9 protein-coding genes are annotated in these 10,606 nt (G+C 75.0%); 3 read left to right on the forward strand and 6 right to left on the reverse strand.

Annotation, left to right across the window (positions count from 1 at the left end; translation table 11 throughout):
- Positions 1–16: 16 nt before the first annotated feature.
- Positions 17–1,108: a hypothetical protein gene (locus tag ACH4PU_RS28885; RefSeq protein WP_398278224.1), complete on the reverse strand. Its 1,092-nt coding sequence runs from the start codon at positions 1,106–1,108 to the stop codon at positions 17–19.
- A gap of 347 nt (positions 1,109–1,455) precedes the next feature.
- Between ACH4PU_RS28885 and sepH the strand changes: the two genes are divergently transcribed.
- Positions 1,456–2,517 (forward strand): septation protein SepH, encoded by a 1,062-nt coding sequence (gene sepH, locus ACH4PU_RS28890; RefSeq protein ID WP_398278227.1) that lies wholly within the window; start codon positions 1,456–1,458, stop codon positions 2,515–2,517.
- 136 nt (positions 2,518–2,653) lie between these two features.
- Here the strand turns inward: sepH and ACH4PU_RS28895 are convergent, their stop codons facing one another.
- Complete coding sequence (locus ACH4PU_RS28895; RefSeq protein ID WP_398278230.1) at positions 2,654–3,502, reverse strand: sulfurtransferase; 849 nt, start codon at positions 3,500–3,502, stop codon at positions 2,654–2,656.
- A gap of 313 nt (positions 3,503–3,815) precedes the next feature.
- Between ACH4PU_RS28895 and ACH4PU_RS28900 the strand changes: the two genes are divergently transcribed.
- Complete coding sequence (locus tag ACH4PU_RS28900; RefSeq protein ID WP_398278233.1) at positions 3,816–4,613, forward strand: VOC family protein; 798 nt, start codon at positions 3,816–3,818, stop codon at positions 4,611–4,613.
- On the opposite strand, the gene ACH4PU_RS28905 is transcribed toward ACH4PU_RS28900, so the two are convergent.
- The 4 genes from ACH4PU_RS28905 to ACH4PU_RS28920 all read right to left on the reverse strand — a co-directional run bounded on the left by ACH4PU_RS28905 (position 4,588) and on the right by ACH4PU_RS28920 (position 10,028).
- Positions 4,588–5,292 (reverse strand): thymidine kinase, encoded by a 705-nt coding sequence (locus tag ACH4PU_RS28905; protein WP_398278236.1) that lies wholly within the window; start codon positions 5,290–5,292, stop codon positions 4,588–4,590. The two genes, ACH4PU_RS28900 and ACH4PU_RS28905, sit on opposite strands and share 26 nt — an antisense overlap.
- A gap of 54 nt (positions 5,293–5,346) precedes the next feature.
- A complete protein-coding gene (locus ACH4PU_RS28910; protein ID WP_398278239.1) occupies positions 5,347–6,555 on the reverse strand; it encodes an alkaline phosphatase family protein in 1,209 nt (402 codons plus the stop codon).
- Positions 6,555–7,142, reverse strand: a complete 588-nt coding sequence (locus ACH4PU_RS28915) for a DUF5998 family protein (protein WP_004949338.1) — start codon at positions 7,140–7,142, stop codon at positions 6,555–6,557. Before ACH4PU_RS28915 ends, ACH4PU_RS28910 begins: the two co-directional genes overlap by 1 nt.
- 99 nt (positions 7,143–7,241) lie before the next feature.
- The gene (locus tag ACH4PU_RS28920; RefSeq protein WP_398278242.1) at positions 7,242–10,028 is read right to left on the reverse strand and encodes a GNAT family N-acetyltransferase; all 2,787 of its coding nucleotides are present in this window, start codon (positions 10,026–10,028) and stop codon (positions 7,242–7,244) included.
- A 110-nt stretch (positions 10,029–10,138) separates the two neighbouring features.
- Here ACH4PU_RS28920 and ACH4PU_RS28925 point away from each other — a divergent pair, with 110 nt between their 5' ends.
- Positions 10,139–10,420, forward strand: a complete 282-nt coding sequence (locus ACH4PU_RS28925; RefSeq protein ID WP_152263926.1) for an HPr family phosphocarrier protein — start codon at positions 10,139–10,141, stop codon at positions 10,418–10,420.
- The last annotated feature ends 186 nt before the right edge of the window (positions 10,421–10,606 follow it).

The raw sequence follows: 10,606 nt of genomic DNA on the forward strand, positions 1-10,606 counted from the left end.
CGCGGCGGGCACCGGCTCAGGCGCCGGTGCCCTTCCCCTGGGCCGGCGGCGCGCTCGCGCCGCCCTTGTCACCCTTGTTTTCGGCCGTGCCGCCCTTGCCGGCGTCCGGTGAGCCGCCCGGGTCCGGGGTCCGGTCCGGGCTCGGCGAGGCGCCGCCCGAGGGGGACGTGCCCGGGTCCGGCGTCTGCCCGCCGGTACCGCCGGCGGTCTTCGAGGCGTCGGGGGACGGCGTCGCGCCCCCGCTCTTGTCCGCGCCCTCGCCGCCGTCCGTACCGGGCGAACGGGACGGGCCCTGACGCCCGTCCGTTCCCTCGCCGGTCCCGGAGCCGGTGCCGTGGGAGCCGTCCCGGCCGCCGTCACCGCCGGTGCGGCCCTTGTCGTCACCCTCGGAGCCCTGGTGCTCCTTCCCCTTCCCCTGCTTGTCCTGCTGGAAGGAGCGCATGATCGTCGTGCCGCCCTTGGTGCCGTCGGCGCTCTGCCCCGACACCAGTTCGACCGCCGTCACCGCGCCCATGGCGAGGACGAAGACCGCGCCGGCGGCCAGAAACGGCCGTTTCCACCCGCGCCACCGGGTGCCGTGCGTCGTGCCGGCCGAGAACTCCCCGGAAAACGCCTCGGAGCCGTGAACGGGGTGCGCACTGGCGTGCGCGCCGGGGTACGCACCGGCGTGCGCTTCCGGCAGCATCCGCGTCGCGTCCTCGTCACGGTCCGTGCCGATCTCCGCGAACAGTTTGGTCCGGTCCGGGTCCGGCGGCAGCGCCGCGCCCGGGTGCCCGGCCGTGATGTCGGAGGCGTCGGCGGCGCGCGCCCGGCCGACCGCGCGCTCCGCGTCGCCCAGCGGGACCTGGCGCAGCCGGGGCCTCGCGGCCTGCACGGCCGCGTCGCGCACCTGCTCGCCGGTCCGTCTGAACAGGTGGTGGAAGACCGTGCCGCCCGTGGTGGCGACCACGCTGACGACACCGGCGCCGATCACCGTGCCGTAGACACCGAGCTTGCCTGCGAGCAGGGCGGCGATCACCGCGGCCAGCGCACTGCCCGCCACCTGGGCGACGCTCAAGTCCAGGCGTTTGCCCTTGGCTTTTGCGCCACTTTCGGCTTTGTCGTCCATCTCCAGCCTCTGTCGAACCTTTCGCGCCTCTTGCACTCAGAAGGGACATTCGAGCGTAACGAACAGTTCCGAATCCGGTGATTGTGTGAACCTCACCACCCGTGGGAAGGTCTCCGGCGCAAGAGGGGGCAATCAACTCCCTTGCCGGACGTGAACATCGATGGCGCGCCGCTCCACCCCCAGTGGTCCGAATGGAGTACTGTGGCGAGCCCGGCCCCGGTATCCCGTCCGGTTGCCCGGACCCAACGGGAGGGGCCCGGGCGGCTCTCGCCCCCGTCAACTCGGCAATGTTGTGGCAGGCTGCTACCCGGGCAGGCCACACTCGACCAGCGGAAGCAGCGACGCACGTGACGTCGGCAGGCACCACCCGGGAGGTCCCCATGCCCGAACTGCGTGTCGTGGCCGTCTCCAACGACGGCACACGGCTGGTGCTCAAGGCTGCGGACAGCACGGAGTACACCCTTCCCATCGACGAGCGGCTGCGCGCCGCCGTGCGCAACGACCGCGCGCGCCTGGGGCAGATCGAGATCGAGGTGGAGAGCCACCTCAGGCCCCGCGACATCCAGGCCCGGATCCGGTCCGGCGCCTCCGCGGAGGAGGTCGCCCAGCTCGCCGGCATCCCCGTGGAACGCGTGCGCCGCTTCGAGGGCCCGGTCCTCGCCGAGCGCGCCTTCATGGCCGAGCGCGCCCGCAAGACCCCCGTGCGCCGCCCCGGCGAGAGCACCGGGCCGCAGCTCGGCGAGGCGGTCGCGGAGCGGCTGCTGCTGCGCGGCGCCGAGAAGGACACCGCGCAGTGGGACTCGTGGCGGCGCGACGACGGCACCTGGGAGGTGCTGCTGGTCTACCGCGTGGCCGGGGAGCCGAGGGCCGCCAGCTGGACCTACGATCCGCCGCGCCGGATCGTCTCTGCGCTGGACGACGAGGCGCGGGCGCTGATCGGGGAGACCGAGGACACCCCGGAGCCCAGCTTCCCCTTCGTCCCGCGCATCGCGCGGCTGCCCCGGGAGCGGCCGCAGGACCGCCCGGTGGCGGAGCCCGTCGAGGCCCCCGCGGCCGTCGCGGCGCCCGCCGCCGAGGAGGCCGCCAAGGAGCGCGACTCCCTGACCAGCCTGCTCGAGGCCGTGCCCAGCTTCCGGGGCGACATGGTCGTACCCGAGCCGCCGTCGGCGCCGCCGGGCGAGGTCCCGGTGGAGGAGGCGGAGGCCGTCGAGCCGCCCGCCCCGGCGGCGAGCGCCGGTTCGGCGTACGCGGACGTGCTGATGCCCCGGTCGGTGGCCGGGCACCGGGAGCGGCTGATCGGCACCACGGACCGGCAGGCCGAGGCAGACGGCGTCCGGCCGGGCCGCAGGGCCGCGGTCCCGAGCTGGGACGAGATCGTCTTCGGGACGCGGCGCAAGAAACAGGAGTGAGGGCGGCGCCGCCCGCCCTGCTCTGCCCCTTTCGCGTGGTTCTGTACGTCCGCACTCGCGTAACCCTTTTGCCTGAATCGCCGGGCGGTCACGCCCGGTGATCGGCATGCCCGGCCCGGGAGTCCGAGCGCCCGGCTCAGCCCGGCTGCGCCCCCGTGGCCACCGGACGGGACGGGTCCGCCGTCCACTCGCTCCACGAACCGGCGTACAGCGCGGCCGGAACGCCCGCCACGGCCAGCGCCAGCACCTCGTGCGCACCGGAGACCCCGGACCCGCAGTAGACGCCCACCTCGGCCCCCGGCACCGCGCCCAGCGCGGAGAAGCGCCCGGCCAGCTCGACGGCGGGCCGGAACAGCCCGTCCGCGTCCACGTTCTCGGTGGTCGGGGCGGAGAGCGCGCCCGGGATGTGGCCCGCGACCGGGTCCAGCGGCTCCACCTCGCCGCGATAGCGCTCCGCCGCGCGGGCGTCCAGCAGCACGCCCCGGCGGGCGAGCGCCGCCGCGCCGTCCGCGTCGAGCAGCGGCACCGCGCCCGGCGCCGGGACGAAGTCGCCCTCGGCGACCTCCGGTACCTCGTCGGTGAGTTCACCGCCCGCGGCCGTCCACGCGGCCACGCCGCCGTCGAGCACCCGCACCGACCGGTGCCCCGTCCAGCGCAACAGCCACCAGGTGCGGGCCGCGGCCCAGTTCTGGCCGCCGTCGTACACGATCACGTCGTCGTCCGCGGAGACGCCGGCGCGGCGCATCGCGGCCCCGAACTCGGCCGGGTCGGGCAGCGGGTGGCGGCAGCCCGTGCCCTGGGGGACCTTGGGACCCGTCAGTTCCTCTTCCAGGTCGAGGTAGACGGCACCGGAGAGGTGGCCGGCGGCGTACTCGGGGCGGCACGACGGGCCGCCCGACCGCCAGCGGACGTCCAGCAGCCGCGGCGACCGCTCCCCCGCCGCGAGCAGCTCCGCCAATTCCCTTGCGCTGATGATCGGATTCATGCGGGCCATCCTGGCGTAGTCACCTCTGCGTCCGACAGGCACCCTGGCGGGACAGCGCACGACCGATCGATACTGGACGGCAAGAGCCCCGAAACGGAAGCGAAACACGATTTCCGGCCTCTTCCTGCTGGATCCCACGGGAACCAGTGTCATCCGGCGCGGCCGGGGGGCATGACACGACCGGTGGTGCAACCATCTGCTCAGGCACCGTCCCGCACCACCCCGCGCGCCGCAGTCCACGGGAGTTACGCCCGTGCCGTCAGGCCATGGGAGCGCCGCGCGGCCACCACGATGGTCCGAGGAGAGAGCGACGATGACCGAGGTATGGGGGTCCGCCCCGCAGCGGAGCGAGGGGCAGGTCCGGCACGTCCCGGGCACCCCGTGCTGGACGAGCCTGCTGGTGCACGACCTGGGGGCGACGAAGGAGTTCTACGGCGGCCTCTTCGGCTGGAGCTACGACAGCCCCGGGCCCTGTCGGCTCGGCCCCTGCGTCCGCGCCGTGCTCGACGGCCGCGAGGTCGCGGGGCTCGGCGAACTGCCGCCCGACCGGCGGCTGCCGAGGGAGTGGACCACCTATCTGGCCAGTGCCGACGCGGATGTGACGGCGGAGTGGATCCGCTGCTCGGGCGGCACGGTGGGGGTGGGCCCGCTCGCCACCGGGGACACGGGCCGCCTGGTGCTGGCCTCCGACCCGGCCGGCGCCCCCTTCGGCGTCCGGCAGCCGCACGAGCCCCCCGCGCCGCCGGCACCCGGGGTGCCCGGGACGGCCGTGTGGCACGAGCTGCTGACCCATGACGCGGCCGTCGCCGTGAAGTTCTACAAGGCGCTCTTCCCCTACGAGATCAAGCCGACCGGCTCCGTCGACTCCGACCGGCTCGTCCTGCACCTGGACGGCCGGCCCGTCGCCTCCGTGCGCGGCGTCGGTGCCGCGGTGCGGCGCCCGCGGTGGACGACCTGGTTCGAGGTGGCCGACACCGACGCCGCCGTCCGGCGCGCGGAGGAGCTGGGCGGACGGGTGCTGGAGGCCCCGCAGGACGGGCCGGCGGGGCGGACGGCGTCGGTCGCGGACCCGGAGGGGGCCGTCCTCACGCTGGTGCGGTCACCCCGTTAGCCGCGCCGCCCGCCGGCTCGGGGTGCACCGGCTCGGGGTCCACCGGCAGCACGTCCGGGGAGAGCGCGGCGGCCCGGGCCGCCGCCGCGGTGAGGCGCCGGCGGTGGTGACGGCGGCACAGCACCTCGTAACCCACCACCGTCTCCGGCTGGTTGACGTCGCCGACGACGACCTGGGCCCCCTCGACGACCATCTGCCCGCCGACCGTCCGGGCGTTGTGGGTGGCGCGGGCGCCGCACCAGCAGAGGGCCTCGACCTGGAGGACCTCGATGCGGTCGGCGAGTTCGACCAGCCGCCGCGAACCGGGGAAGAGCCGGGTGCGGAAGTCGGTGGTGATGCCGAAGGCGAAGACGTCGAGTTCGAGGTCGTCGACGATCCGGGCGAGCTGGTCCACCTGCTCGGGGGCGAGGAACTGGGCCTCGTCCGCGATGACGTAGTCCACCCGGCCGCCCGCGGAGAGGTGGCCGACCACATGGGCGTAGAAGTCGAACCCCTCGCCCGCCTCGACGGAGTCCGTCACCAGACCGAGCCGGGAGGACAGTTTGCCCTCGCCCGCGCGGTCGTTACGGCTGTAGATCATCCCTTGCAGACCGCGGGCCGAGCGGTTGTGCTCGATCTGCAGAGCGAGGGTGCTCTTTCCGCAGTCCATCGTTCCGGAGAAGAACACCAGCTCGGGCATGGGAAGGCCAACGCCTTTCGTTTCGTGGGGCGGGAAAAAGGTACGGGGCGGTGCTCAGGTGCGGACTTCGAGGAGCGGCACCAGCTGCTCGACGGGCGTCATGGAGCCGTGCAGGCCCACCATCCGGGACTCGTTGGGCTCGGTCTCGGTGGCGACGATCGCCATGTCGTCCCGGGCCGCGGCGACCACGTCGCCGATCCGCGCGTGCACCCGGTCGTCCACGCCTGCCCCGGGAGGGCCGAACCATCCTGCCTCGATGGCCTCGTCGCGTCCCGCGACCCACATCTGCTCCCCCAGCACCTCGCGCCACACCGCGAGGACATCGGCGGCGGCCCCCGGAACGGCGTAGACGTGCCGGGCCCGGGCCTCCCCTCCGAGCCGTGCGACACCGGCGCGGAGCTCCCAGTCCTCGTCGAAGTCGATGCGGGCGTCCGGGGTGAACGGGATGTCGATCATGCCATGGTCGGCGGTGACGTACAGCGCGGAGCGCGGGGGCAGTTGCTCCGCGAGCCGCCGGGCCAGCAGGTCCACGTACATCAGCTGGCCGCGCCACTCCTCGGAGTCGACGCCGAAGCGGTGGCCCTTGCCGTCCACCTCGCTGTAGTACGTGTACACGAGCGAGCGGTCGGCGGCGCCGAGCTGGGCGGCCGCGAGGTCCATCCGGTCCTCGCCGGACAGCCGGCCGTGGAAGGTGCCGCCGCTGAGGGCGATCCGGGTCAGCGGGGTGTGCTCGAAGTCGGGGGCCGACACCTGACAGGTGTGGACGCCCGCGTCGTCCGCGAGCCGGAAGACGGTGGGGTACGGCTGCCAGTGGTGCGGGTCCGTCCAGGGGCGCCAGCGGAGCTGGTTCATCAGTTCGCCGGTGGCCGGGTCGAGGACCGTGTACCCGGGCAGGCCGTGGGAGCCCGGCGGCAGGCCCGTGCCCACCGAGGCCAGCGAGGTCGCGGTGGTGGACGGGAAGCCGGCGGTCAGGGGGGCGCCGGTGCCGTTCAGCGAACTGCCGAGCAGCGAGTGGAGGAACGGCGCCTCGGCCGGATGGGCGCGCAGCAGCTCCCAGCCCAGGCCGTCGATCAGGAAGACGCAGACCCGGTCGGCGGGCGCCAGTTCCAGTCCGGAACGGAAGCCCGGGACGCCCATGCCCGCCACCGCGGCGGGCAGCAGGTCGGAGAGGGCACCGGAACCGTAGCGCGGCAGCGGTGCGGTACGGGGGTCCAGCGTGGCGGGCTCGTGCCAGGCGGCACCCGCGGTGCTCGGGTACGACATCAGCGGCCGGTGACCGCGGTCGCCTCGGAGATCGCCTGGGCGAAGGCGAGGGTCTGGCGGACGCTGTCGGGGCCGTCGCCCGCCTCGCTGACGCGCAGGCTGAGGTCGTCGGCGGTCGAGGAGCCCGTGTAGCCGTGGTCCGCGTCGCAGTTGGGGTCGCCGCAGGCGGCCGGCTCCAGGTCGATCCGGGAGACCGCGCCCCAGCCGATGGTGAGGACCACCTCGCGGGGCAGCGCGCCCGGCGTGTACGACTCGGGGTTGGCCACGACGCGGCTCACGACGACCGACGAGATCCGGTCCAGCTTCACGGACTCGGTCGAGGTGGTGGCGTACGGGGACGGCGAGGTGCCGTCGGCCGCCTGCTCGTCGGTGTGGCTGACGATGAACCGCGTACGGGTGAGGACGAGGACCGTCACATGGCGGCGGACCTCGTTGGAGTCGAACGTCGTCTCCTGGTGGACCAGGTACGACACGACCGGCTCCCCGCCCACGGCCGCCTCCACGGCCTCGGCCACGAGGGCCGGGTAGTAGCCGCTGCGCTCGATCGCCGCGCGCAGCCCCTGGGTCGTCGTACCGGTCTTCGCCATACGCCCATCCTACGGGGCGTACGGACCCCTGCCGCCGCCGATGCCCGGGCCGGTGCCCGGGATCCGGCCCCGGCCGCTCCGGCACGTCGGCGGCTCCGCTCAGTACGTCGGCAGGCTCCGCGGCCCCAGGTCGGTGCGCGGCGGGGGCGGAGCCAGCCGTATGGAGGCACCCAGGACGTGGATGCCGTGCTGGGCGACGATCACCGGCTCCAGGTCGGCGCCGACGACCTCCGGATGGTCGTCCATCAGGCGGGAGACGCGCAGCAGCAGCTCCTCCAGCGCTCCGGTGTCGACGGGGGCCGCGCCGCGCCAGCCGAAGAGGAGCGGCGCGGTGCGCACCGAGCGGATCAGCTCGGCCGCGTCCCGGTCGGTGGCCGGGACCAGGCAGTGCGCGGTGTCGCCGAGCAGCAGCGAGGGCGCTCCGGCGAGGCCGAAGGAGAGCACGGCCCCGGCCGCCGGGTCGATCGTGGCCCGGACGACGGTGTCGACGCCGCGCGGGGCCATCGACTGCACCACCAGGCGGGTCTCCGAGGGCTTCCCGAGCAGCTCGGTCAACTCACTGTAGGCCCGCAGCAGTTCGGCTTCGCCGCCGAGGTCGAGGCGGACGCCGCCCAGGTCGGCGCGGTGCCGCAGGTGCGGGGCGGTGGGCTTGAGGGCGACCGGGAAACCCAGCCGGTGGGCCGCGGCCACGGCGGTGTCCGGGTCGGGGGCGAGCAGCGCGGGGAGGACGGCGATGCCGTAGCGGGCGAGGAGGCGCTGGGTGTCGGCGGCGGACAGGGTGACGGCGCGCGGCCCGCCGGGGTCGCCCTCGGTGACGCCGTGGGCGGCGAGCAGCACCTCGATGTCGGCCGCGGCGCCCGCCTCGTCGATGTCCTCGTACTCCGGGACCCGTCCGGGCCGCTCCTCGGTGCGGCGCCGCCACTCGGCGTACCGGGCGGCCTGGGCCAGGGCCCGGGCGGCCCGCTCGGCGGCGGGGTAGGCGGGGACGCGCACCGAGCCCGGGCCCGCGGGCGCGCCGGCCTCCGGCGGGGCGGCCAGGGCCTCGGCGAGGCCGGGGATCTCCAGGTGGACGACGCAGACGGGCTTGGCCGCGGGGGCCGCGTCGACGGCGGCGCGCAGGGCGGCGGCGAGCCCGGCGGCCGACTCGCCGTCGACCCGGGGGATGGCGGTGACGACGACGGCGTCGCAGGCGGGGTCCGCCAGGGCGGCGGCGAGCGCCCGGTGGAAGTCCTCGGGGCCGGCGGCGGTGGTGAGGTCCTGCGGGGGCAGCGGGCGGAGGCCGTCGGTGAGGCAGGCGTCGTAGGTGAGCAGCGCCAGGGACTGGGAGTTGCCCAGGATGGCCACGCGCGGGCCCGCGGGCAGCGGCTGGGCGGCGAGCAGCAGCCCGGTGTCGGAGAGTTCGGTGACGGTGTCGACGCGGATCACGCCGGCCTGCCGGAGGAGGTGGGAGACGGTGGCGTCGGGCATGCGGGTGGTGGGCACGGTGTGTCCCGCCGGGGCGACGCCGCCGTGCCGGGCGCCCTTGACGACGACGACCGGCTTGTGGCGCGCGGTGCGCCGGGCGAGGCGGGTGAACTTGCGCGGATTGCCGATGGATTCCAGGTACATCAGGGCGACGTCGGTGTCCGGGTCGTCGTGCCAGTACTGGAGGAAGTCGTTCCCTGAGACGTCCGCGCGGTTGCCGGTCGAGACGAAGGTGGAGACCGAGGCGAGACCGGCCAGTCCGGCCGCCCGCCGCTGGAGTCCGGAGAGCAGCGCGATGCCGATGGCGCCGGACTGGCTGAACAGGCCGACCCGTCCGGGCGGCGGCAGCTCGGGGGCGAGGGAGGCGTTGAGGCGGACCCCGGCGGCGGTGTTGACCAGGCCGAACGAGTTGGGGCCGATGATGCGCATGCCGTACGAGCGGGCCTGCCGGACCAGCTCGCGCTGGCGGGCCCGGCCGTCGGGCCCGCTCTCCGCGTACCCGGCGGAGAGCACCACCAGGCCCTGGACGCCGTGCTCCCCGCAGTCCTCGACGACGGACGGCACGCGGTCGGCGGGCACGGCGACGACGGCGAGGTCGACCGGCCCCTCGGCCTCGCGGAGCGAGCGGAGGGCGGGGACGCCCTCGGGGTCGAGCGTGGTGAGGCCGTCGGGGAAGGAGGTGTTGACCGCGAGGACCCGGCCGGTGAACCCGCCGGCCAGCAGATTGTGCAGCACGGCCCGGCCCATCCCGCCGGGCTCGCGGCCGGTGCCGAAGACCGCGACGCTGCCGGGGGCGAGGAGGCGCTGCACCGAGCGGGCCTCGGCGCGCTGCTCGCGGGCGCGCTGGACGGCGAGCGAGCGGTCCGTCGGCTCCAGGTCCAGCTCCAGCCGGACGACACCGTCCTCGAAGCTCCGCTTCTGGGTGTAGCCGGCGTCCGTGAACACCTTGATCATCTTGGTGTTGGCGGGCAGCACCTCGGCCGCGAAGCGCCGGATCCCGCGCTCCCGGGCGACGGCCGCGATGTGCTCCAGCAGGGCGGAGGCGACCCCGCGGCCCTGGTGGGCGTCCTGCACCAGGAAGGCGACCTCGGCCTCGTCGGTCGGCTCGTGGGCCGGACGGCCGCGGGAGTCGATGCGGTCGTAGCGGACGGTGGCGATGAACTCGCCGCCGACGGTGGCGGCCAGCCCGACCCGGTCGTTGTAGTCGTGGTGGGTGAAGCGGTGCAGGTCGCGGTCGGACAGCCGGGGGTAGGGCGCGAAGAAGCGGTAGTACTTGGACTCGTCCGAGACCTGCTCGTAGAAGCTGACCAGGCGCTGGACGTCGTCGGGGGTGATGGGCCGGACGCGGGTGGTCCCGCCGTCGCGGAGGACGACATCGGCTTCCCAGTGGGCCGGGTACGCGTGCTCGGACGGCGTCTGCATGGGATCAGCGTACGACCGGCCACCGACAACGAGGACGGGCGCGGCGGAGCACTCTCCGCACCGTGCGACACTGGTCTAGACAACCCATTCGCGACTCGAAGGGCAACACCATGGTTGAGCGCCGTGTAAACGTCGGCTGGGCCGACGGCCTGCACGCTCGTCCGGCGTCGATCTTCGTCCGTGCGGCCGCCGCCGCCGGCGTCCCCGTGACCATCGCCAAGGCCGGCGGCACCCCCGTCAACGCCGCGTCGATGCTGGCCGTGCTGGGCCTGGGCGCCCAGGGCGGCGAGGAGATCGTCCTCGCCTCGGAGGACGCGGGGGCCGAGGCCGCGCTCGACCGTCTGGCCAAGCTGGTCGCCGAGGGGCTCGAGGAGCTTCCGGAGACCGTCTGAGCCCTCGTCCCGGGGAGCCGCCGCTTTCGGCCGGGCTCCCGACGGGACGCGAACGGGGCCGTGGGGGGCGGGGGGGGGGCCCCCCCCCCCCCCCGCCCGCGGGCGCCCCCCCCCCCCCCACCGCCCGGCCCCCCCCCCGGGGGCCGCGCGGGGGATATAACGCCCCCGCCGGCAAACCCCCCCGCC

The organism is Streptomyces sp. NPDC021100, assembly GCF_044333095.1.
GTDB lineage: Bacteria > Actinomycetota > Actinomycetes > Streptomycetales > Streptomycetaceae > Streptomyces.

Excerpts from the sequence above, each read along its gene's own strand:
- ACH4PU_RS28885 (WP_398278224.1), bottom strand. The coding sequence starts at position 1,108 with ATGGACGACAAAGCCGAAAGTGGCGCAAAAGCCAAGGGCAAACGCCTG.
- ACH4PU_RS28895 (WP_398278230.1), bottom strand. The coding sequence starts at position 3,502 with ATGAATCCGATCATCAGCGCAAGGGAATTGGCGGAGCTGCTCGCGGCG.
- ACH4PU_RS28900 (WP_398278233.1), top strand. The coding sequence starts at position 3,816 with ATGACCGAGGTATGGGGGTCCGCCCCGCAGCGGAGCGAGGGGCAGGTC.
- ACH4PU_RS28905 (WP_398278236.1), bottom strand. The coding sequence starts at position 5,292 with ATGCCCGAGCTGGTGTTCTTCTCCGGAACGATGGACTGCGGAAAGAGC.
- ACH4PU_RS28910 (WP_398278239.1), bottom strand. The coding sequence starts at position 6,555 with ATGTCGTACCCGAGCACCGCGGGTGCCGCCTGGCACGAGCCCGCCACG.
- ACH4PU_RS28915 (WP_004949338.1), bottom strand. The coding sequence starts at position 7,142 with ATGGCGAAGACCGGTACGACGACCCAGGGGCTGCGCGCGGCGATCGAG.
- ACH4PU_RS28920 (WP_398278242.1), bottom strand. The coding sequence starts at position 10,028 with ATGCAGACGCCGTCCGAGCACGCGTACCCGGCCCACTGGGAAGCCGAT.
- ACH4PU_RS28925 (WP_152263926.1), top strand. The coding sequence starts at position 10,139 with ATGGTTGAGCGCCGTGTAAACGTCGGCTGGGCCGACGGCCTGCACGCT.